Annotated in this window: 19 protein-coding genes; 8 read left to right on the top strand and 11 right to left on the bottom strand. The window is 60.4% G+C overall.

All coding sequences use genetic code 11. The features are described from left to right. Position 1: 1 nt before the first annotated feature. Together LOM8899_RS15065 and LOM8899_RS15060 are read right to left on the bottom strand one after the other, a co-directional pair. Complete coding sequence (locus tag LOM8899_RS15065) at positions 2 to 1,015, bottom strand: GntR family transcriptional regulator (protein ID WP_245820560.1); 1,014 nt, start codon at positions 1,013 to 1,015, stop codon at positions 2 to 4. Further along, positions 1,012 to 1,797: an SDR family NAD(P)-dependent oxidoreductase gene (locus LOM8899_RS15060; RefSeq protein WP_245820559.1), complete on the bottom strand. Its 786-nt coding sequence runs from the start codon at positions 1,795 to 1,797 to the stop codon at positions 1,012 to 1,014. Before LOM8899_RS15060 ends, LOM8899_RS15065 begins: the two co-directional genes overlap by 4 nt. A gap of 45 nt (positions 1,798 to 1,842) precedes the next feature. On the opposite strand from LOM8899_RS15060, the gene LOM8899_RS15055 reads away from it, so the two are divergent. Next, positions 1,843 to 3,024, top strand: a complete 1,182-nt coding sequence (locus tag LOM8899_RS15055; protein ID WP_093993221.1) for an N-acetylglucosamine-6-phosphate deacetylase — start codon at positions 1,843 to 1,845, stop codon at positions 3,022 to 3,024. Beyond that, a complete protein-coding gene (locus tag LOM8899_RS15050; protein ID WP_093993074.1) occupies positions 3,021 to 4,148 on the top strand; it encodes a sialidase family protein in 1,128 nt (375 codons plus the stop codon). The genes LOM8899_RS15055 and LOM8899_RS15050 overlap by 4 nt, the downstream gene beginning before the upstream one ends. Here LOM8899_RS15050 and LOM8899_RS15045 read toward each other — a convergent pair. The 9 genes from LOM8899_RS15045 to LOM8899_RS15005 form a co-directional block, all read right to left on the bottom strand. Further along, positions 4,120 to 6,348 (bottom strand): MFS transporter, encoded by a 2,229-nt coding sequence (locus LOM8899_RS15045; RefSeq protein WP_093993073.1) that lies wholly within the window; start codon positions 6,346 to 6,348, stop codon positions 4,120 to 4,122. The two genes, LOM8899_RS15050 and LOM8899_RS15045, sit on opposite strands and share 29 nt — an antisense overlap. After that, positions 6,345 to 7,436 (bottom strand): sialidase family protein, encoded by a 1,092-nt coding sequence (locus tag LOM8899_RS15040; protein ID WP_093993072.1) that lies wholly within the window; start codon positions 7,434 to 7,436, stop codon positions 6,345 to 6,347. Before LOM8899_RS15040 ends, LOM8899_RS15045 begins: the two co-directional genes overlap by 4 nt. A gap of 4 nt (positions 7,437 to 7,440) precedes the next feature. Then, on the bottom strand, positions 7,441 to 8,955 hold the full coding sequence (locus LOM8899_RS15035) for a M81 family metallopeptidase (RefSeq protein WP_093993071.1): 1,515 nt from the start codon (positions 8,953 to 8,955) through the stop codon (positions 7,441 to 7,443). A gap of 83 nt (positions 8,956 to 9,038) precedes the next feature. Then, complete coding sequence (locus LOM8899_RS15030; RefSeq protein ID WP_093993070.1) at positions 9,039 to 9,881, bottom strand: ROK family protein; 843 nt, start codon at positions 9,879 to 9,881, stop codon at positions 9,039 to 9,041. Continuing rightward, complete coding sequence (locus LOM8899_RS15025) at positions 9,878 to 10,561, bottom strand: N-acetylmannosamine-6-phosphate 2-epimerase (protein ID WP_211096209.1); 684 nt, start codon at positions 10,559 to 10,561, stop codon at positions 9,878 to 9,880. Before LOM8899_RS15025 ends, LOM8899_RS15030 begins: the two co-directional genes overlap by 4 nt. A gap of 212 nt (positions 10,562 to 10,773) precedes the next feature. Further along, positions 10,774 to 12,009, bottom strand: a complete 1,236-nt coding sequence (locus LOM8899_RS15020; protein ID WP_093993069.1) for an efflux RND transporter periplasmic adaptor subunit — start codon at positions 12,007 to 12,009, stop codon at positions 10,774 to 10,776. A gap of 3 nt (positions 12,010 to 12,012) precedes the next feature. Further along, positions 12,013 to 14,376 (bottom strand): ABC transporter permease, encoded by a 2,364-nt coding sequence (locus LOM8899_RS15015; protein WP_245820558.1) that lies wholly within the window; start codon positions 14,374 to 14,376, stop codon positions 12,013 to 12,015. Continuing rightward, the gene (locus LOM8899_RS15010; protein ID WP_245820557.1) at positions 14,373 to 15,101 is read right to left on the bottom strand and encodes an ABC transporter ATP-binding protein; all 729 of its coding nucleotides are present in this window, start codon (positions 15,099 to 15,101) and stop codon (positions 14,373 to 14,375) included. Before LOM8899_RS15010 ends, LOM8899_RS15015 begins: the two co-directional genes overlap by 4 nt. A gap of 134 nt (positions 15,102 to 15,235) precedes the next feature. Then, positions 15,236 to 16,147 (bottom strand): LysR family transcriptional regulator, encoded by a 912-nt coding sequence (locus tag LOM8899_RS15005; protein ID WP_093993066.1) that lies wholly within the window; start codon positions 16,145 to 16,147, stop codon positions 15,236 to 15,238. 123 nt (positions 16,148 to 16,270) lie between these two features. On the opposite strand from LOM8899_RS15005, the gene LOM8899_RS15000 reads away from it, so the two are divergent. The 6 genes from LOM8899_RS15000 (at position 16,271) to LOM8899_RS14975 (ending at position 22,033) form a co-directional block, all read left to right on the top strand. Next, entirely contained in the window at positions 16,271 to 17,446 is a 1,176-nt protein-coding gene (locus LOM8899_RS15000; RefSeq protein WP_093993065.1) for a cytochrome P450, read from the top strand. A gap of 109 nt (positions 17,447 to 17,555) precedes the next feature. Beyond that, the gene (locus tag LOM8899_RS14995; protein WP_093993064.1) at positions 17,556 to 18,722 is read left to right on the top strand and encodes an ABC transporter substrate-binding protein; all 1,167 of its coding nucleotides are present in this window, start codon (positions 17,556 to 17,558) and stop codon (positions 18,720 to 18,722) included. A 57-nt stretch (positions 18,723 to 18,779) separates the two neighbouring features. Continuing rightward, positions 18,780 to 19,640, top strand: a complete 861-nt coding sequence (locus LOM8899_RS14990; protein ID WP_093993063.1) for a branched-chain amino acid ABC transporter permease — start codon at positions 18,780 to 18,782, stop codon at positions 19,638 to 19,640. 3 nt (positions 19,641 to 19,643) lie between these two features. Beyond that, on the top strand, positions 19,644 to 20,597 hold the full coding sequence (locus tag LOM8899_RS14985) for a branched-chain amino acid ABC transporter permease (protein WP_093993062.1): 954 nt from the start codon (positions 19,644 to 19,646) through the stop codon (positions 20,595 to 20,597). After that, complete coding sequence (locus tag LOM8899_RS14980; protein ID WP_093993061.1) at positions 20,584 to 21,330, top strand: ABC transporter ATP-binding protein; 747 nt, start codon at positions 20,584 to 20,586, stop codon at positions 21,328 to 21,330. The genes LOM8899_RS14985 and LOM8899_RS14980 overlap by 14 nt, the downstream gene beginning before the upstream one ends. Further along, a complete protein-coding gene (locus tag LOM8899_RS14975; RefSeq protein WP_093993060.1) occupies positions 21,323 to 22,033 on the top strand; it encodes an ABC transporter ATP-binding protein in 711 nt (236 codons plus the stop codon). Before LOM8899_RS14980 ends, LOM8899_RS14975 begins: the two co-directional genes overlap by 8 nt. Positions 22,034 to 22,037: the final 4 nt, after the last annotated feature.

The following is a 22,037-nucleotide window of genomic DNA, read 5'->3' as shown; positions in this document are numbered from 1 at the left end:
TTCAAGTGCTGGTAGAGGAGGGCGGGACGAAACGAACATCGAAATTGTGAACTGCCCCTTTCGCCTTTCGATCCGCCAAATTGCCATAGATTTTGGGAAGGATGGATTGCATCCAGTCGTTCGAACTCACGACAAAACCCGGCCCCTCAGAGTCGAGACCGTAAGTGAATACCCGCGTTTCCGGGCCGGTCTCAGCCCGGATCAATGGAAGCCAAGCCGAATTGGCATAACCAACAACGACATCCGGATTGAACCGGGCAAGCGCGTCATGGACAGCAGTCAGACCATTTGGCCCGTCTTCCTGATTCACCTTCGTCACTTCGAGCACGCAATTCGGACCACATACCGCTGCGGCCTGCGTGATCGCGTCGCGCCGAAGGCGTTGCTCGTTGGAGGAAATCTCGCTGTCCAAGTAGAGCACACGTGCCGATGCGCCGCCAAGATAGGTGAACATGTCCCGAAACGCCTGAGCGTAATCCAGACGGTAGCTATGGACCTTGGGGTGGATAAGCGTCTGGTCGATCACACTGATCTGGCTGGCGGCCGTATCCAGAAAATCCAACCGAGTGTCTCCGGTGATCGAGGTCAAAACGATCACATCCAAGGCATCCCAAACCGCCATGGGCATCTTGGCATTGGTAAAACTGCCCAAGATGAATTCGTGCCCGTCCGACACGACAGCACGCTCGAGCCCGACGACCAACCTCGTGTAGAAGTCGTTGTCAAAGATGCCACCACCAACCACGTCCCGGTTGTAGAAGAATCCAACGCGATGATGCGCCTCTGTCCAAGGAGTGCGCTCCAGGAACGACCCCCTGCCGACTTGCCGCCGAATGATGCCTTCGGCTTCCAGATCCTTGAGCGTCTTGACAACCGTTATCAAGGAGAAGTCGCAGAACCGGGCAATCTCATTTTGAGATTCAATTCGGTCACCGGGGCGCAGACCATCGGCTTTCCAGCGGTGAAACAGGGTCTCACGCAACTGCAGATGGCGAGGGGCGAGGTCAGTCTTCACGATGCAGGGTCCCATGACATTTGCTGAGCAAGAATTCCGCCGTCCACATACAACATTTGGCCAGTGATATAACCCGCCGCTTGCGAGGCCAGAAAGACGGCCGCACCGGCAATGTCATCGGGGCGGCCAATCCGACCAAGCGGGATTTGCGCCCTCACCCTATCGCGGACGCCGGGGGCGCTCAGCCCACCGGCCGTCAGCGGTGTCTCCACCAGACCCGGCCCGATCCCGTTGACCCGGATGCCGCGACTGGCAAGTGTGACGGCCAAAGATCGGATCATCATCAAAACCGCCCCCTTCGACGTATCATAAGCCACACTGTCCTTCTCCGCCGCCTTGGAATTCGTCGATCCTGTGCAAATGATCGACGGGTTCACCTGATCTGGCGACACTTGGGCAGCAAATGCCTGCGCACAGAGCAAAGCGCCTTTAACGTTGAGGTTCAACGTCCGGTCAATCTGCTCTTCAGTCAGTTCGGCGAAAGGGACATCGAAAAAGCTGCCGGCATTGCAGATCAAGGTGTCGATACCCCCCAACTTGCTTTTCGCCGCCTCGATCAGGGCTTTTGCCCCCTGCCCCAGGCTCAGATCGGACTGCACGAAATGACACTCCGTCAGCTCGCGAAGTGGCGCCAAGACGCCACCATCATCGACCGTATGAGAGTTAATCACGAGGCGCGCACCGTCGCGGGCAAACGCGGTCGCTATCGCCAGACCGATACCCTGAGTCGAACCAGTGACGCAGACACGCCGCGGCTCCATCTGAAGATGTTCTTGCTCCACCAGATTAACCTGTTAGTATTATAACATGCTAATATGGATTTTGCGATGGCTGTCAATCAAAGGTGGCACAATGTCACCGTAATCACTCCAGAAGGTCAGATTTCGCGCGATTTGATGATCAGTGGAGAGCGGTTTATCGGCTACGCCGATCCAGAGGATGTAACCGGAACGGATTGGCTACGGATAGACGGGCACGGCGCAATCCTGTACCCCGGCATCATCGACTTGCTGCAACACGGCATGTCACGACACCTGTTTGGCGATGCGCTGCCCGGTGCTGTGGATGACGCCTCACAGTTTCTGCTGGCTTGCGGGACAACCGCTTTTCTTCCGTCGTTCGGGTGCACAGCGGCACCGCGTATGTTTGAGGTGCTCTCTGAGCTGGCTGCGCAATGTTCCGGCGCTACAGGAGCGCGCGCGCTCGGCGTCCACAGCGAAGGCCCTTGCTTTGCCGACCCTGGTGCGCATAACCCCGAAAATCTCGCCCCGCCCAGCGCCGCATTGGCCGAAAGCATGTTGGAAGCATCGGGCGGCGGGCTTGCAGCCGTCACGGTCGCGCCCGAACTGCCCGGCGCCGAAGCCTTCATCCATCACCTCAAGCAAGCGGGGGTTTCCATTCATCTGGGGCACTCATTTGCCAACCCGCAAGACGTGCCGCGCTACGTGTCATGGGGGATCGACGCAGTCACCCACATCTTCAATGCCATGCCGCCGCAACCCTATGGCGGGATGGGCATACACCCCTATTCGCTTCCAGATGCGCTTCTGGCGGAACGAGACCTCGCCATTGGGCTAATTTGCGATGGAATCCATACGGACCCCGGATTCATCAGATTGCTGGCTCAGTTGCCGCCCCATCGGATCTTTCTTGAAACGGATGCGATGAAATATGCCGGAGCAGAAGACATGGAGTTCGAATTCTACCCCGGCTATCGGGTGCGCAGCGTCAAAGGCAATGCGGTCCATGATGAAAACGGTGGTCTGTGCGGCTCGTCACTGACACCAGACGAAGCGATGGGAAACTTCATGTCGCTCGGTGGTGCCGATCTGGTGCGGACCAGCCACGCCACGAGCCTCGTTCCTGCCAAGGTTCTGGGGCGCGAGGCGGACCTTGGCAGCATCAGCCCCGGTAAGCTTGCCGATTTCGTCGTGTTGGATCCCGTCGATCACAGCATTTTGGCGACCTATGTCGGCGGTATTGAACGGTATCGGGCAACATCCCGATGATCATCGAGGCAAAGGGCGTTCTATCGCGAGCAACGGCTGGCTCAACGCGATCCGCGCTGACCTTTCCGGCCGTCACCCGGCTTGCTTCAGGTGATCTGATTGCAACTCTACGTGCAGGAACGACCAAGGACGCCACAGATGAGCGGATCGAGATTCACCGTGCGGGCCCCTCCGGCATTGATTGGAAGGGACCAATAGCAGAGCTGGCAACTCCGACGCTCGGTGGCAAAGCGGGGAGCCTCAAGATCTGCTATCTGACAGAGACTGCGCCAGGTCATCTGTTGGCCGCCGCAATGTGGGTGGACCGGACCAGTTATCCGGGCGCGCCCTTGTTCAACCCCGACACAGACGGCTGCCTGCCAATGGCTATCCTTCTGTCAAGGAGCAGTGACGAAGGGCAGACGTGGACCGAATGGCAGCAGGTGACGCTACCAAAGTCACTGGGCCCGCCCAGCCTGACGGCACCGATCCTCGTACTGCCTGACGCGACTTGGGTGATGAGCATCGAAACCAACAAGGCCTATGAGGATGCCGGGAAATGGGACCAGCGCGCGGTATTTCTCAGCTCTCGAGACAAAGGCGCAACGTGGTCGTCACCGGTGACCGCGGCCCACGACCCGTCGGGAAAGGTGTTCAACTGGGATTTAAGATGCGGCGTTCTTGAGGATGGACGAATTGCCTCCTTCGCGTGGTCATACGACACCGAAGCGGGCCAGTATCGTGACATCCACAGACGGATCTTTGATCCGCGCGATGGCAAATTCCCAGCACCTGACCCACTCGGGTTTGCCGATCAGCCCGGGCGACCGGCAGTCCTGCCGAGCGGACAGATCGTTCTTCCCTACGTGGACAGGTTCGACAATGAGCAAATCTGCGTTCGGTTGGCGGAGAATGCGGAAAGCGATTTCCATAGTGTATGTGTCCTTCACCAGCAGCCCACGCCGGACAAAAAGGGCGACGCCGGCAACGATCTGCTGACTCAGATGTCCCGATGGAGCTACGGATTGCCTTGGGCTGAGTCCTTGGCCGACGGTTCGGTGCTGATTGTCTGGTATGCAGGTTCGCCTGACCTGATGGATATCCATTGGGCACGCATCACGCTGCCAAAACACGGCCTAGGATAGCCGCAAGTGCGACGATCAGGGCAGGGTTCGGAACAGGCTGAACTCCTACCTGAGCAAGGACGTAGGCCGCCAGCTCGGCGTCGGGGTGCGATGACCGCTTCACGTCCGGCATGAGACCTACCAAAACGGACAACGCATCACCGCTCCGCTGCGCATCATAGTCGGCCGCAACTGCGCGAAGTTCTGCGGAATCTGCGGACGTCAGACGCGCCAATCGAAGCAGCAGGCCCGGCATCACAAGCCCCGGCTGCGCTTCTTCTCTGCGCCATTGGTGCGAGAATTCCTCCTCACAAGACAGGATCTTGGTGATCGCCAACAAGACAACCTTGCTGCGCATCTCCGCCATCGGCGTGCTGCGGTCCTCGGCGAGTGAAAGGTAGAGCGACGCAAGCGCTTGCATCGACTCGCGATCCTTGAACTTTCCCACGGCAGAGGCCGCAGCGAGTCTGCAATCCAACTCGGGATCGGACTCCAGCATGTGCCGGACACCTGGCAATGCCGGCCAATAGCCGATTTCGCCCAGGGACCGGGCTGCCCGCGCGCGAAGCAGCGGATTGGGGTCTTGGATCAATGCAGCCACCCTTGGCGCGCTCGACATCGCCTTCAGACGACCGAGCGATCCCAAGGCGGCATAACGCAACTCGACCAAACCGTCATAGTCCAACACAGCTTCCAGCGCCTGAACGACAGCCGGATGGGCCCCGATATGGCCCAAAGCTCTGATCGCTTCGTGACGGACATCAAAGCTTGGATCCCGGAGCGCCGCTATGAGCTCCTCCTTGGCCAAGGGGCTGCCCATCCCCGAGAACTGGAAGGCCAGATCGCGACGGCGGTCCTCCGAGGTGCGACTGGCATAACGGTTGATGCCCCAAAGGGCCTTCATCGGATTGCCCGTGGTGAAATGGTCGACAAACTCGCGAACCGACAGAGCACCGTCCTCGCTAAGCCGGCCGAAGGCGGTGGCTGAAATCGCCGTCACCACCGCCGCCAGTATAAAGAGGACCTCAAAGTTTCCGACAGCGACGCCCCAAATTTCAATGCCACTCGTGCCAAGCCACGCCAGCAAAATACCCGCCGCAAAGGTCACCAGTCCGGCTGCAAAACCGTCGATACTATAGTGCATCGCGGTGTAAGCCTCCTTCGAAGATGGCGGGATCACGTTCAGCATGTAGACGTTGGCGACCGAAATCGCGGCTTGAAAGAGGAAGCCGAACAGAAAGAATGCCGCAGGGACGAACCAGGCGATCCCGGGGACCTCTGGGCCGAGAAACGGCAGGATCAGAAGCAGCAGGATCTGGCCTATCTGAAGCGCGGTCCGAATGGCCCGTGTGCCGTATCTGTCGACAAACCAGCCCGCCGTCACATTGCCGGCCGCGGACCCTACGGGGATCAACGCGACCTGCAGAACCAGCGCACCTGAACTAATACCAATGCGTTCCCGGAAATACAGGATCAGAAACAGGCTGATCGCCGTTGCGACGATATTCTGAAGCGCAGACGCGAACAGAAAGACGGCGTAGTTCCGATCTCGAAGCGGCTCGATCCACGTGCCCTTACGAGTCTCTCCGGGCGCTTTCGGGCGCCCGCCTCGCAGACCGAGCAGCATCAGGCCGCCCGCAATCCCGATTAGAATGCCCAGCACGAAGACAGGGACAAAGCGGCCCAATCCGGACTGACTGTCGAGCCAGACCTGAATCGCCCAAGAAACCCCGAGGGCCACTGGCACATAAGCCAGAGCCATCCGCCCAGCGATCCGCCCCCTAACGGATTTGGGCATGAATTCCTGGCTCCACGGGACGAGTGCGGCTTCCGCCAAACTACGGCAGACGGCAAAGCCCAACATGGCGATCAGCAAGATTGAGAAGACGACGTCCGGACGATCGACAAAGGCTAAGGCAACGAGAAAGAGGGTCAGGAACAGATAGCGGATCGACAACGCAGTCGCTGCGATCCGGCGGCTGCCAAAACGCAGAATGACCGGCAGCGCCAAGACACCGAGGCCTTGAAAGAACGGCATGATGCCAGATAACAATCCGATCCGGTCTTCACCCAGACCGATTTCAGCGGCAAAAAGCGTCAAGGGTGCCGATACCGTGCAAAGAACCGCCGTTGCGGTCATGACCGTCGAGCCATAGAGCCACGGCAACCGCCTCAACTTGTCATAGTCGCTCTGGCCGCGGCTGGGCGCTGCGTCGGTCACGTCCCGGCCCCGAGCTTGAGGTGATATCCCTTGATCACGTGCTGGCAGTTCTCGACCGACCAACAGGTTGCCAATACGCGATCAGGTCCGGTCCGCAGCAAGGCCGGCTGACCGAACCGCAAGCTTCCAAATTGGCTGACGATCCCATCCGTCGCGCTCGCCTCACCAACAGCACCAAAGATCGGAAACTCGGCGTCGATGTCGACCCGGTCCAAGCCGAGGCGGAGGACCCTGACGGTCAAGCTCACGGGGTCTTCGCGATGACAATGTATGCTCAGCACACGGTTCTCGTCCAACGCCATCACATTGGATGCCTGTCCCATAATGCCGGTGGCGATAGCCGGGCCGAATGTTTGCCCGTTGTCGTCGGACAAGACAATATGGTTGTCCAGATTGACCTGCGCCTGCGCGTCATAGGCCCAAAAGATCACCGCGATACGGCTCCCACCCAAATGACATAGCCTGCATTCCCACGGCGCGACATGTCCGCCGGGCGCTCTATAGAAGATGGATTGCCGACGCCAATTGGCACCCGCGTCGTCACTCGCGATTATCCAGCCTTCATGCCCCCCGGGGCCCAGGTGGAATGGCGCACCCGCCGCAATGAGCCTCCCATCTGGGAGCACAATTGCGGGACCGGACAACTCGAGCGGGGCTCCCTCCACAGAGAACTGAAAGGGGGCCGACCAGCTCACCCCCTGATCTTCGGAAATCGACCAACGGTTGCGCAGAGGCAGCAGCTCCATCGTGTCTGGGTCGACAATCGGGGTCAGGTCATCCGGGCGTTCGAAAACGTATCCGAGCGCCAAAATGCGACCGTCCGGCAAGAGCGTGGGCTTGAAACTTTCCGACGCCAGCTCCGAACCTTCGTGAAGCGGGCGCGGTGTAGCCCATGAGTGACCACCATCGGTGCTGCGCGAAACCACTGCCCGCATATCGGCAGAGTCGAACGCCTGCCCGATCGAAAACATTGCCAATAAATCACCGTTCGGCAAAGCGGCCAGCCCAGGGAATACCGCTTGCCGGCTGACAAGCAAGGGGTTGGGATTTGCATAGATGGTGGCCTCGGCATCCAGCGATATTTTCATCGTCCTATCCGATCTTCGACCCATCCGGCGCAATTTGTTTGCCACGCAGCTTCACGTAAGGAAGTCGGCTCAGATTGCTCGTGCACAATCCAGCGCTGTCCACATTGTAGGACGCCCGGGCGATGGGATCATAGGCGGCCTTGTGTGACACGGCGGCCTTCACGATGACGTAGCTGGCGTCCTCTGGCCGAATACCCTGTGAATGTAGGTGACCCAAATCCATCGGGGCCGTCTTGTAGGTCGTCAGAAGGATCAGTGCTTGATCGTTTTCGATCACGGCACAAGGGCCCATCTCAATCCGGGTGCCACGCATCGACGCCAGATGCGACTTTGGGTTCTCAAGGTCGAATACGCCGTCTGACAATGACCGGACGGTCGCCGAAATCTGAACCGGTTCGCCATGAAAGATATCGGTCTTGGCCCCGATTTGCAGAGTTACTTGGGCTCCGACGCCCGCCTCACTGCAGAACACAACAGCCTCGGGGTCATTGATCGCGGCGACAATTCCGGTTCGCCCCATTGCAAGAAGCGGCCCTAGGATATCAGTCGCGTCACCCGGTGATCCACCTCCAATGTTGTCCGCCGCTTCGATTAGTAGAACCGGACCATTGCCCGGCGGAAGCCCGTCGATACGGGCAAGGGCGACGTCCACCGTCACTTCGACAGGGTATCCTTCGGACAAGTGCGCTTCCAGCACTCCGACCAGCTCCTCCAGATACCTGGCAGCGCGATCAGGGTCGCCAAAGGTCGCCGCAGTCAGGCTGAATCCACAATCCCGGATATCGGCATAAGCATAACCGGCCATCACGTTGATCCCGATGATCTCAGGAACTTCCGCCTCGATGGCACGGGCACGGTCGAGCACCGCCCGCATCGGGTTTGCGCCAGTTCCAACACCGGTCGGCGGCAGCACGTAGGGCGTCGAGCGATGCAACTGATGAACAGGGCGATGCGATGCCAAAAGGCTCTCAAGCGTTCGCGCAGCGCGGACAGCTGTTTCTCGCGCATCGCTATGCGGATTTTCCCGATAAGCGTCGAGAACCGTCGAATGCTTCACCATATCCAGCGAAACATTGGCATGCAGATCCAAGACCGCGACGACTGGAATATCACGATTGGCCTCGGCCAGCTTGGCGGACACCCGCGCGAGTAAGGCTCCCTCCACATCGTCGCAGTCTTCGCTTACCATCGCGCCATGCAGGATCAGCATCACCGCGTCAATCTGATCTATATTCTCGGCCAAATCACGAAAAAGCCGGGTATCGAATCTGTCGACGGCAGCTTGTTCGACGATACCGCTCGGCATTGCGGCCATCTGGATCGATGGGACGACCGTCCAACCTGCCTCATCGGCGACGCTCAACGCGCCGTCCATCGGAGAGCCATTGCCGCGCGCTGCACGCAGCATCTCTTCCCCTTCGGTCAGAATACCGTTTCGGAACTCAGCCAGGGTCGTGGTTTGCGCCAGAAACGTATGCGTTTCGTGAAAAAGGCCAGCGATCAGAACAGTCGACGCCATCTCCGCCCCCCGAAGTTGAACCAGAGCAAAACACCTCAGCCGCACCGGAATCTATCTGATTATCATGTTAACATGATCAACCGTCAATGCTCAACTGAGGCGGAGGCGAGTGCCGCAATCCCTATGATCCCGGCGTCGCCGCCCAGAATTGCGCGTTCCAAGTGGGGCCGTCGGATGTCGTCCAAATCGGACAATGCGCCCTGCAGAAGCGGCAAATAGCCAGCCGCCAAGCCAACGCCGCCGCCAATGAGAATGACCTCCGGGGCAAGCAAGAACTGCACGTTCCGACACAATCGGGCAACGCGCCGGGCCGACAAGGCGATGGCCTCTGTTGATCGCGTGTCCGCCTTTTCAAACGCCGCGCGGGCATCCGTTGTGCCTGCATGCCGCGCGATCCAGCGGCCCGAAGAACAATCTTCGATTGGGGCATCGGCCTCGCTGGCCATGTCGACCAACTGGCCCGCATGGCCGGCAAGGCCCAGTCGACCCGTCAGCAACCGACCCTGAAAAACGATACCGGCGCCTATCCCAGTCGAGATGGTCAAAAAGACCATATCTCTGCCCTTGCCCGCGCCGAAAACGTATTCGCCCCATGCTGCCGCCTGCGCGTCGTTGCACAACGTGACTGAGCGGCCAAGCAAAGCCTCAGCACGCTCCTCGAGAGGAAAACCGATGTCCGGCAAGGCCAGAGTTTCTGGATTGAGCGGTCGCCAAAGTCCGCCGGACACAAGCCCAGTGACCGTGATGCCAATACCGCGATACCGCCCTTGCCATGCCTCGGCCACTTCGGCGATCGCGCTCAGCCACGCCTCGGGTCCGGCTGACCGATCTGTCGGGACGGCACGACTGTCCAGAACATCACGGCCCTCCACCAGAGCCACCAGCGTCTTGGTCCCGCCCAGATCGACCGCCAGCGAAACCGTCACGACGCATCACCCCGCACCGACTTGATCGCGTCGGAAAACCACGTGGCCACATGTTCCGGTCGCGTAATCGCGGAGCCGACGACAACCGCATTCGCCCCCGCTTCGATGGCCCGCGCGGCTTGGTCCGGGCGATGATATCGCCCCTCGGCGACGACAAAGCGGCCAAGTTTGGCAAACGAAGAGACGAGCGCCAGATCAGGGCCATCCGGGATCGGCCCTCCGGTATGTCCCGACATGGTGCTGCCAAGGACCTCGACGCCGTAGTCAACCGCGCGAACACCCTCGGCCAAAGTCGAGCAATCCGCCATCGCCGGCCGCCCTACTGATTGGATGGTATCGATCAGACGCTCCAACCGGTCCGGTCGAGGCCTGTCCGTGGCGTCGATTGCGATGATGTCAGCGCCAGCGGCAGCAAGATCCAGAACGTCGGCGGCAATCGGGGTGATGCGTGGCTCGAACCCTTCGAGGTCCCGCTTGACCAGACCGATGATCGGCACGTCCGTGACCGCTCGCACAGCTTTGAGATTGGCGATGCCTTCGATGCGAAGCCCCCGAGCGCCGCCGTCCAGCGCGGCCAATGCCATCGCCGCGACGATTTCCGGGTGATCCAAAGGGCCGCCGACGACGGGTTGGCAGGACACCACAAGTGCGCCTGAAAGGTCCTCAAGTATGCGACTCACTACATTTCCATCCTGTCTTGATCCGACGAGCGTCGCCGTCTGGCCAGCCCGGTGTCAAGCATCCGCAGCCGGCCTTTGACCTTGAAGCCTCGGCGGGCCGAAACGGAGGAGCAGGTATTACAGGCCGAAGACGCTCCTAGCGCAAATCAAGGCGACTGTCGAAACGACCCAAGTCAAAATCCGGTCATGACAGGTCATAATTGCGCAGCCGGTCATTCGTCGGAGCGAGCCACGATCCTGCTGCCGTCTTCAATCGCGGCGGACGGGTAGAGCACGACCCTATCCTGCTCGGTCAAGCCATCCAGCACTTCCGTTGCGATACCGTCGCTCTCACCAATCTCGACATTGGTGAGTCTGGCGATGCCGTCGATCGCCACGAATACGGACCAGAGACCGTCCTCCCGAAACAAGGCACTTGAAGGAACCAAAGGAACCTCCTCGGCCTCCCAAATGACGATTGCGGCCTCCAAGCGGTATCCGTGGCCCAAGCCGGGACGTTGCTCCACCGGGCTGAGAAGCGCGATTTCGACGCGGACGCGCTGCTCTTCGACGCCAAGTGCCGAGTATTTGGTAACACCGAACGGATCGATACGCCTGACCTCACCGCGAAGCTCATTCACACCGCCCCAGTCGCGCAGGATGACGGGATCTCCTACACCGACCTGAACAGCATCGGAGGATATGAGCTCGACGACCACCTCCAGATCGGAGGCAATGTCACCGATCTCCATGATGGGGGCGCCAGCAGGCAACGTCGTCTCGCTTTCCTGCAAGACCTGCAGGATGCGGCCGTCAATAGGTGAGTAGAGCGGGATCTCGTCGCCTCGGGCGTCACCAATCGCGTTGGCCAGCCCGATGTCGTCGCGGGCGATCAGGCTGGCCCGTGCATTGGCCAACTCCGCCTCGCGCATTGCGATTGCGGCCTCCGCCGTTTCGCGGCTCGCCCGGCCGGATCGCATGGCGCCTTCGGCCCGCTCCAATGCCGCCTGACTCGCGATTCCGCTCTCGTAGAGCGAGAGTGTGCGCTCGTACTCCGTAGTCGCCAGCTGCTCGCTTGCCTCGGCTGCGTTCAGGTTGGCTTGCGCAAGGCGAAGCGCGGCCGTTGCGGCATCCACGGCCGCGCTGGCCTGTTCGCGGGTTCTACTATCCAACACCGTCGGGTTGATCGGACGCATCTGCGCCACGACCGTTTCACCTCGGACCACGGAATCGCCGGGATGGACTTGAACGCGCAAAAGGCGTCCAGCGACCGGGGTCGAGACCGTGTAGGTCTCTCGCACATGCGTGCGGCCCTCTTCATCAATCGTCACGGTCAAGTCGCCGCGGACGACCTTGCCCAGATCGACCTCGGTCGGCTTTGGCATCATCGTCAGAACAATCGTGGCCGCGACAGCGGCGATCGCCCCGACGATCAGGACATTCCGAGACAGTTTCGCGCGTTTGGGCATGGGCTATTCCCTTGTCTTGAGGGCTAGGGTGATGTCCGAAGCACCGATGTCGCGCTGCACGATCCACCCCGAGGCGAGGGCCGCGACGACGACAACGGAAATGGAGGTGCCATAGGCGTTGGGGGCCGAGACAACCGGTATCTGATAGAGATCGGTCGAAAATCCGGCAGCAATGAGATGCGACAACGCGGTGCCCAGTCCGACACCCAGAGGCAATGCCACCAGTATCACTGCGGCCAGCTCGCCCAACAGGACGAAAGCGGTCTCGCCGTGATAGAACCCCATCACACGCAAGCTGGCCAAATCGCGGGCACGCTCGTCCTGGGCAACACGGGCCACGTTGTAGATAATTCCGAATGTGATCGCGAAAGCCATGAAGCCCATGATGAAGCGCGACGACCCGGCCCCTTGGTCCATGATCTGCTGAAACGCCCGCTCTGCCTCGATCCGCAGACTCACCCCGGCCACCATCGGCATGTCCTTGAGGGCGGAATAGACGTCAGCCTGCTCGCCGTCATTGATCGAGACATAGGCCCCTGAAATCCGCATCGGCTCACCAAGGAGACGGTTCAATGCTTCCAGGTCCATATAAGCGGGAGAGCCCATCAGACTTTCCGCGATGCCGGAGACCGGGGCGACCACGGTCGGCTGACTACCCTGCCGGATATCGACGACGATTTCGTCTCCAATCGACACATCGAGGATATCGGCCAGCGGCGCCGACAGAACGATGCCACGAGCGGGCAGCGAAATGGGCTCGACATCGGCGTCCAGCGCCCGAAACAACTGAGCATCAGGCGCGAGCCCCGTGATCGCTCCCGAATAACTCTTCCGCCCGCTTCGAAGGACTACCGGCACATTCCGAACAGGCTCGGCAAGGGTGACGCCGGGCAATCGCTGCAATTCAAAAATCGTTCGGCTGGGCGCGTTCGCAACAAAGCTCACCGACGCGTCAGAGCGGTCTATGACGTTGAAGGTCCGGTCGAGCGCCTCGTCAAAGCCCTCGTAGATGATCAGCATCGAGAGGCTGAGCGCCATCCCCGCCGCAACGCCGGTTACAGCGCCCAACATGCGCCACGGTTGTCGCACGAGGCGACGCAGGACCATGCGCGTCGGTTGATCGAGGTGGCGCACCAGACGAGTGCCAAACGCACCGGCCTTCGAGTAATCGGGGGGCGAGGGCGGGCGCATCGCCTCCGCCGGGGTCATCCGGAAGACCCTGCGCAGAGCCAAGGCTCCGCCCAACGAGGCGACGAGCACACTGGTCAGAATGCCACTTGCGAAGGACGCCAACTCCAAGCGAAACAACAGGAACGGGAGCTTGTAGTAGGTCGTGTAGATCGGGATCGTCAAACGGCCCAGAAGCACCCCCAAGAAGCAACCGAACACGGCCCCTCCAAGCGCGATGATGACCACCAGTTGCAGATAGTGACTGCTGACCTCGGTATCGGAATATCCAAAGGCCTTCATCAGTCCGATCTCTTCGCGCTCTGACTGGATCATCCTGCTGGTCACGATATAGAGCAGGAAAGCAGCGACGAGCATGAACACCGGCGGGACGTTCTTGGCCGAGATTTCAAGCCCCGCGATCTCTTCTGACAAAAACCTGTTCGACGGGTGGTCCGCCAATCCGTACGCACCGGGAGCACCAAACGGGTCGAGCACGCGGTCGACGTCGTCCAACACCGCATCCACGTCGGTGCCGCGCAACAGCGTCAGAAGCACCTCGTTGAAGGCCCCCTTCAGGTCAAGCGCCGCCGCCAGCGCGGGGCGGCCGATCCAGATGACCCCAAACCGGGCGTCGTCCGGAATCATTTCGCCGGGCGCTGCGTAATAGATGAATTCGGGCGACTGCGCCGTGCCGACAACGTCGAAAGCGCGGTATGCGCCGTTCAGGGTCACGTGGATCTGATCGCCGGGCACGATGTCGTGGGCGGAAGCAAAGCTGTCCAACAGAACGATTTCATGGATCTTGCCCGACTCTGGGCGGCGACCCGCCGTCAGACGAATTTCGTTGAGGTGGCGCATCCCGTAGGCAGGAAGCGACAGAATGCGAGCCGAGACAGGCAAGTCTCGGGACGGAATGTCGATCAAGGCGCTGCCGGAAATGCGGGTTTCAACTACCGCGACACCTCGAATGTCGCTCAGCCTCCGCGCCACGCGTTCCGGCGCACGGGCAACCGGCGCGAAGACCTGCGCGAACTGCTGACGCTCATAGTAGGCGTCGCGGGTCTGCGTGAGGGATGCTACAAAGCCCGACATCATGACCTGCAAAGCTACACCGATGCCGATCACCAGCATGATTGCCAGAGCCTGACCTTTTATGCGCCACAGGTCGCGAAACAACTTTGCGTGGAGCGGGCTCACCACTCGATCTCTTCGGCAGAGAGAGGCGCGTCATTCAACACGACATCGCGGATCGCACCATCCGCGAAGTGGATGACGCGGTCCGCCATCGCGGCCGTCGCTGCAGCATGGGTGATGATCAACACTGTCGTCCCCAGCTTTTCGTTCACGTCCTGCAGCACTCGCAGAACGGCACGCCCGGTGGTGCTGTCGAGCGCGCCGGTCGGTTCGTCGCAGAACAGCACGTCGGGCTGCTTGGCCACCGCCCGTGCGATCGCAACGCGCTGCTGCTCGCCTCCCGAAAGCTGAGCCGGAAAGTGGTCGAGACGGGCGCCCAGACCTACGAGGTGCAGAGCATCCTCCGGAGACATCGGGTGCTTTGCGATTTCAGTCACAAGCTCCACGTTCTCCCGCGCGGTCAAGCTGGGCATCAGGTTGTAGAACTGAAAGACAAATCCCACATGGTTGCGTCGATAGCCCGTCAGGGCGCGATCGGTCATGCTGGTTAGGCAATGCCCTTCAAACCACGCTTCACCGGCGCTGGCCTTGTCCAGCCCGCCCAATATGTTGAGCAGCGTGGACTTGCCGCTGCCCGACGGGCCCAACAAGACCACGATTTCACCGCGTCCGATCTCAAGATCGACACCGCGAAGCGCATGAACAGCCGAACGGCCTTCGCCGTATGTCTTGGTCAGGCCATGAGCCCGGAATGCCAATTCCTGCTGGGACATTGTTTCGTAAACCATGCTGCAGCATAGACAACATTGGCCTCGGCGACTTGATCGAGATCAAAACGGCAGACCTGTGCAATCAGCCATGGCGAAGAATTGTCCGCTGCAGTGCCTTTTGCCGAAATTGTGGCCAAGCACAGCGGCTTGGTTTACCCAAAGCCCTCGTCGAGACATTCCCGGATGGTCGCTCGGACCCAGTTATGCAACGGCGAGGACTGTGTGCGCGCGGTCCAGACCATCGTGAGCTTGAATTCCGCAGGCACCGGGCAGGGCACGATGGCCTGCTCCGCACCGATCCGCTGCGCCAACCTGGCGGGCACAGTCGCGACCAACTGAGTGCCGGTTACAAGCTGCCCGATCCCTGCGGGACTCGGAACCTTCATCGTAATGTTCAGATCGTGACCGGCATCTTCGATCACTTGCAGGAACCGGGATTTCCACGTGCCTCCGTAGGTCACGGCAAGATGGTTGAATGTCAGATATGTCGACATATCCGGCACGGTCTGGGCAGCCGGATGATCGGGATCCATGAGGCAGACATACTCCTCGTCGAAGAGCTCCTGAATGTAGATCCCGGACTCTCCCGGCTGAAACGGTCCGAGCAAAAGATCGGCTTGGCCCTCCAGAAGCCGCAAGGCTCCGTCGCTGGACGAATTGACAATTGTCAGCCGAATGCCCGGCGCTTCCTTCTGGAATCGGCGCGCGATGATCGGAATCATCAAGACGCGCTCATAGTAGTTACAAGCAATGGTGATTTCAGCCTGCGCCACCGAGGGGTCAAACGTATCTGACGTGGCCATGTCCCTATAGGAGTCCAACAGCCGACGCGATTGGGTTACGATCGCATCACAGCGTGGGGTCGGCACCTGGTTGCCCGCTTCCTTGACAAATAGCGGGTCGCCAAAGACCCGGCGCAGTTTCTCAATAGTGTAACTGACGGCGGATTGATTGACGCCCAGCGCCTGCGCCGCACGGGTGAAGGAAGCCAACCCATGAACGCGGCAGAGCGTATCCAGCGCCGCGAAATCGACTGATAGAGCATCAGGGGTCTTGGAGCGCACTGGCGACACCTCAATCGAATTTATTGATGGCGGATATCAATCCTAGCAACTGGCTTGATGCAAGGCAACGATGTTAGTGTCTCTGCACATGCGATGCTCTGACGGGAGGAAAGGAGTGCTGCTATGCCCACGGTCCCAGTGAACAACGAGATCACTATCGAGGATCTCACTCTTGATCCCTATCCGATTTATCGACGGTTGCGCGCGGAAAGCCCGGTTTTGCACGTGGCCTCGGTCAAGCGCACCTTTTTGACAAAGGCGGCTGATACGAAATGGGTCAAGGACAACCCCGCCATGTTCAGCTCGAACGATCCGGGCACCCCGATGCACCCTGCATTTCAGGCACACACCCTGATGCGCAAGGATGGGCCAGAGCACGTGCGCGAACGAATGGCGATGGCCAAGGCCTACGCGCCCAAAACGATCGAGGCGCATTGGGCTCCGCTCTATCGTGAAATTGCCAACGACTATTTGGATCGCCTGCCCCGGGGTGAGGTCGTGGACCTGTTTTCCGAACTCTGTGCCCCGGTGGCGGCGCGCATTCTGGCGCATATCCTCGGCATGCCCGAAGCCAGCGACGACGAGATGATCGACTGGTCGCAATCCCTCATCGATGGGGCAGGCAACTTCGGCTGGAAGCCAGAGCTGTTCGCCATTTCGGATCGGGCCAATGCAGAAATGAACGCGCTCTTCGATGAGTTGGTGCCAAAGCACCGGGCCGAGCCGAACCCGTCGGCCTTCGCCATCATGCTCAATGCGGAAAACCCGATCCCGATGAGCCAGATCTACGCCAATCTGAAGATCGCCATCGGAGGGGGAATCAACGAACCCCGCGATGCCTTGGCCACGATGATCTACGGGCTGCTCACCAATCCCGACCAACTCGAAGAAGCACGGCGGCAGGAATGCTGGGGACAGGTGTTCGAGGAAGGGGTGCGCTGGGTCGCGCCGATCCAAGCGAGCACGCGCATCGCCGTGGAAGACATCGAGATCCGGGGGTTCGACGTCAAGAAGGGCGATGCGCTCATGACGATACAAGCCTCCGCGAACCGCGACGAAGAGGTCTATGAGGACGGCGAATCCTTTAACGTATTCAGGGACAAGGCCACTCATCAATCGTTTGGCTCCGGGCCGCATCATTGCGCCGGCGCACATGTATCGCGCCGCACTGTCGGAGCGATCATGCTCCCGATGTTGTTCGAACGTTTCCCAAACATGACCCTTCCGGACCCGGCCTCCGTGAAATGGCGCGGTTTCGGTTTCCGCGGTCCGATAAACATGCCGGTGCGGCTCGAATGATGAGCACGATAAGCCAGTTGACTCATCAACCAATCTGGCTAAACTGCATCAAGTTGATTTATCAACTAGTGCGTCTTGAGGAGAAGGCGCATCATCCAGGGAGGAAAACATGAAACTCAAAAATGCCGTGGCGCTTGGTGTCACACTGTCGGCAGTGGTGACGGGGGCGGCGTTCGCAGACACGATCCGAGTGGGCGTCATTGCGCCATTCTCGGGCCCTTTCGCGTTGTATGGGACGCAGTATGAACAGGCGATCGCCGCCTATCAGGCCAAACATGGCACCAGCGTGGGCGAGCACGAGATCGAGTTCATCTTCCGCGATTCCGGTGGCATCAACCCCGATCTTTCGCGGAGCCTCGCCCAGGAATTGCTGATCCGCGATCAGGTCGACTACCTCGCAGGTTTCACGTTCACACCGAACGCGCTCGCCGTTGCACCGCTGATCACGCAGTCCGAAACGCCCACGGTGATCTTCAACGCAGCCACATCCTCGATCAACCGAGACAGCGAATTCTTTCTGCGCACCAGCTTTACGCTGTGGCAGGTTTCCGCGCCCATCGCAGACTGGGCCTATGATCAGGGTATCCGCACCGTAATCACCACGGTGGCGGACTACGGCCCCGGCATCGATGCCGAAAACGGCTTTACGGCTGCATTCGAGGCACGCGGCGGTGAGGTCATCGACGCGGTGCGGATGCCATTGTCCACGACCGACTTCACGCCCTTCCTGCAAAGCGTGCGGGCAGCAGAGCCGGACGCGGTCTTCGTCTTCGTGCCAGGTGGCCCGACGACCTTTGCCTACACGCGCACCTACAACGAAAACGGTCTGCGCGAAGCAGGCATCGAGTTCCTCGGCACCGCCGAAACCGAAGAGAGCAATCTGCAAGCGCTCGGTGATGCGGCCATCGGGTTGAACACCGCCTACCACTATTCGGCAGCCCACGACTCCGACATGAACCGGGAATTCCTGGCCGCCATTGCGGAAATGGACGACCCGGCGGCGGTCAACTGGGCGTCGGTCGGCGCCTATGATGGCGTGCATCTGATCTACGAAATGATCGAAGCTGCCGGATCGGACGGCCCCGCCGCCGTCGAGCACGCGCTTGGCCTCGAATGGGAAAGCCCACGCGGACCGCTCGTCATGGACCCCGAGAGTCGCACTGTGATCCAGAACGTATATCACCGCGTCGTGCAGCGAAACGAAGAGACCGGACTGCTCGAAAACTTCGAGACCGGGATCATCGCCACCGTCGGCGATCTAGGCTGGGATCAGTAATCTGACAAACCTGCGGGCAGCTCCGGTTGCCCGCAACCTGCCGGATTTGGGGATATCATGGGACTTTTCCTGAACATAGTCGTCGACGGTGTCGCCTACGGCATGATCTTGTTCATGATCGCAGTCGGCCTGTCGGTCACGATGGGCCTGATGCGAGTGGTCAACCTCGCCCATGGTGGATTTGCCATGATCGGCGGCGCGTTGGCGCATGTATTCGGAACGCAGATGGGGTTGGGCTTCGGGCTAACACTACTACTGGCGCTGGCCGGAACGATCGCCATCGCCTTGCCACTCGAGCGGGTCATCTACCGGCGTGTCTATGGCTTTGGCGAGTTGCAGCAGGTGCTCGCCACGATCGGGCTGACGTTCCTGATGATCGCCACCGTGAATTGGTGGCTGGGGTCGACGTTGCTCGCCGTAGCAATGCCGGAAATCCTCAACCAATCCGTCGATCTGGGGTTCCGAACTCTGCCTGCTCACCGCATTGCGGTGATCGGTCTGGGGCTCTCGGTTACTCTCGGACTGTGGATCCTGATCGACAGGACGCGGTTCGGCGTTCGACTGCGCGCAGCAGTCGACAACCGGGCAATCGCCTCGGCACATGGGATCAATACCGACCGGATCTACATGATCACCTTCGGTCTTGGGGCGGGGTTGGCCGCGCTGGGCGGGATCATGGGGGCGGAGCTTCTGCCCATCGATGCCTATTACCCGCTGCGCTACATGGTGCTGTTCCTGATCGTCGTCGCGGTCGGCGGCATGGGATCGATCCTCGGCTCCTTTCTGGCGGCCATCGGATTGGGGCTGCTGGAAACAGCGACCCGCTATCTGGTGCCAGACCTGTCCACCATTACGTTCTTCGCCCTTGTGATCGCGCTGCTCGCCATGCGCCCGCAAGGCCTGCTGGGGAGGGAATGAGCGATGCGTAACCTGATTGCACCGCTCGCCCTGATCCTGCTGGGCGTTGCGCTGTTCTTCTTGTTTCCCTACAACCTCGCCTTCGCGACACGGATCGTGATTATGGTGATCCTCGTGCTGTCGCTGGACCTCGTCCTTGGCTATGCCGGTATCCCTACCCTTGGACAGGGAGCAATGTACGGGGCCGGAGCCTACGCGGCGGGTCTGTTTGCCATCCATATCTGGGCCGACCCTTTCGCCGGCCTGATCGCCGGGGCATTGGCCGGCGCGATACTGGCACTGATCTCGGGATTCGTACTGATGCGGGCATCGGGGTTGACCCTGATCATGCTGACCATCGCCGTAGCCTCGATCTGCCACGAGATCGCCAATCGGGCGCGCGGTGTCACCGGCGGGGCGGACGGCCTGCGTGGCATCCGGATGGACCCGGTGTTTGGGATCTTCGAGTTCGATTTCATCGGGGTCACCGGATACTGGTACACTTTCGGAGTTGCGGCCCTCGTGTTCGCCTTCCTCGTCATCCTTGTGCGGTCGCCGTTCGGGCTGGGACTGCGCGGCATCCATGAGAGCCCAGACCGGATGATGGCGATTGGCGCCCCGGTCTATTGGCGGCGGCTGGCGGCCTATGTCGTCGGCGGCGCCATTGCCGGGATCGCGGGCGCGCTGACCGCGCAGATCAGCCAGTTGGTCAGCCTTGAAACCTTTGCCTTCGCGCTCTCGGCCGAGGCGATGATCATGCTGATCCTTGGTGGGATGGGGCGGCTCTACGGTGCGGCGATAGGGACCGTGGTCTTCATGTGGGTGCACCATACCGCGGCAGCGAACGACCCGTTCAACTGGCTCTTCGTCATCGGGGCGATGGTGCTGGCGGTCGTATTCTTCCTGCCGTCCGGCCTGATCTCGTTGCCTGCGGCTGTAACGCGGCTGATCAAGGGAGGTCGCAATGGCGGGGCTTGAGGTTCGGGGACTGACCAAGAATTTTGGTGGACTGGTGGTATCGGAGGATATCGACTTCGATCTCCGGCCGGGTGACCGCAAGGCGCTGATCGGGCCCAACGGCGCGGGCAAGAGCACCTTTGCCAACCTCGTCACCGGGATCCTAGAGCCGTCGAGCGGAACAATTCATTTTGACGGGCGCGACATCGGCCGTCTGGGCGAAGCGCGACGGGTCAAACTTGGCATTGCCAAGACGTTTCAGGTCACGACGTTGTTTCCCAAACTGACCGTGCGGGAAAACCTGCGACTGCCGGTGCTGGAGCGTGAGAACCGGGGTTTTCGAATGCTGCGCCGCGCCGATGGCGACCCAAAGGTCGAGGCCGAGGTCGAGGCTCTCATGGCGCAATTCGATCTCTCAAAGCTGGCCGACCGGCAGGTGGCCAATCTGGCCTACGGACAGCAACGACTTGTCGAACTGGCTTTGACACTGGCGCTGAAACCGCGGGTGCTGATCCTCGATGAACCGGCCGCTGGCGTACCCTCCGGAGAGACCCATCTGATTACCGACGCGATTGCCAACCTGCCCGCAAATCTGGCGGTGCTAGTGATCGAACACGATATGGATCTCGTGTTCAAAGTGGCGCAATCCATTGTCGTCTTGGTTCAGGGCCGCATCCTTACCGAGGGGACACCGCGAGAGATCGCCGCCGACGCCAAAGTCCGCGAACTCTATCTGGGAGGCGGACATGGCTGATCCAGTCATCGAGATGAAAAACGTCACTGCAGGTTACGGGCCAACGCACATCCTGCGAGGGATCGACCTTGCCATCTATCCGGGCGAGCGGCTGGCGATGATCGGGCGAAACGGCGCCGGAAAGACAACCCTACTGGGCACGCTCATGGGGCTGACGCGGCTGCACGACGGGCAAGTGCAATTGCGCGGAAAGGACATTGGTGATCTGCAACCATTCCGGCGCAACGGGCTCGGGCTGGGGCTCGTGCCGCAAACGCGAGACATCTTCCCGTCATTGACGGTGGAGGAAAACCTCCAGTCTGCAATGCGCGGCGATGCCACATTGGACGAGGCATATGCGCTCTTCCCCCGCCTCAAAGAGCGGCGGCGCAACGGTGGCATGCAGCTTTCCGGCGGCGAACAGCAAATGCTGGCCATTGCGCGCACGCTGATGACACAGCCCGACGTCATTCTGCTCGACGAACCGCTCGAAGGGCTGGCTCCGGTGATTTGCGAGCAACTCATGGAGGTCTTCGAAAATCTCGCCAGCGATTCAAAACGGTCGGTCGTGCTGGTCGAGCAACATGCAGAGGCCGCGCTCGCCTTTGCGACCCGCGCCGTCCTCATGGCAAATGGCACCATCGTCCACGACGGGCCTGCGCAAGACCTACGAGATGACCCGACCTTGCTGCATCGACACGTCGGTGTGGGCTTGGACGTCTGAGAAG

Origin of the sequence: Flavimaricola marinus (assembly GCF_900184895.1) — a bacterium.
In the GTDB taxonomy this organism is placed as follows: Bacteria; Pseudomonadota; Alphaproteobacteria; order Rhodobacterales; family Rhodobacteraceae; genus Flavimaricola; species Flavimaricola marinus.
Note: the sequence above shows the minus strand (reverse complement) of the source record. Positions and strands in the feature narration are given on the sequence as shown.

Excerpts from the sequence above, each read along its gene's own strand:
- LOM8899_RS15055 (WP_093993221.1), top strand. The coding sequence starts at position 1,843 with ATGGCTGTCAATCAAAGGTGGCACAATGTCACCGTAATCACTCCAGAA.
- LOM8899_RS15050 (WP_093993074.1), top strand. The coding sequence starts at position 3,021 with ATGATCATCGAGGCAAAGGGCGTTCTATCGCGAGCAACGGCTGGCTCA.
- LOM8899_RS15040 (WP_093993072.1), bottom strand. The coding sequence starts at position 7,436 with ATGAAAATATCGCTGGATGCCGAGGCCACCATCTATGCAAATCCCAAC.
- LOM8899_RS15035 (WP_093993071.1), bottom strand. The coding sequence starts at position 8,955 with ATGGCGTCGACTGTTCTGATCGCTGGCCTTTTTCACGAAACGCATACG.
- LOM8899_RS15020 (WP_093993069.1), bottom strand. The coding sequence starts at position 12,009 with ATGCCCAAACGCGCGAAACTGTCTCGGAATGTCCTGATCGTCGGGGCG.
- LOM8899_RS15010 (WP_245820557.1), bottom strand. The coding sequence starts at position 15,101 with ATGGTTTACGAAACAATGTCCCAGCAGGAATTGGCATTCCGGGCTCAT.
- LOM8899_RS15000 (WP_093993065.1), top strand. The coding sequence starts at position 16,271 with ATGCCCACGGTCCCAGTGAACAACGAGATCACTATCGAGGATCTCACT.
- LOM8899_RS14995 (WP_093993064.1), top strand. The coding sequence starts at position 17,556 with ATGAAACTCAAAAATGCCGTGGCGCTTGGTGTCACACTGTCGGCAGTG.
- LOM8899_RS14990 (WP_093993063.1), top strand. The coding sequence starts at position 18,780 with ATGGGACTTTTCCTGAACATAGTCGTCGACGGTGTCGCCTACGGCATG.
- LOM8899_RS14985 (WP_093993062.1), top strand. The coding sequence starts at position 19,644 with ATGCGTAACCTGATTGCACCGCTCGCCCTGATCCTGCTGGGCGTTGCG.
- LOM8899_RS14980 (WP_093993061.1), top strand. The coding sequence starts at position 20,584 with ATGGCGGGGCTTGAGGTTCGGGGACTGACCAAGAATTTTGGTGGACTG.
- LOM8899_RS14975 (WP_093993060.1), top strand. The coding sequence starts at position 21,323 with ATGGCTGATCCAGTCATCGAGATGAAAAACGTCACTGCAGGTTACGGG.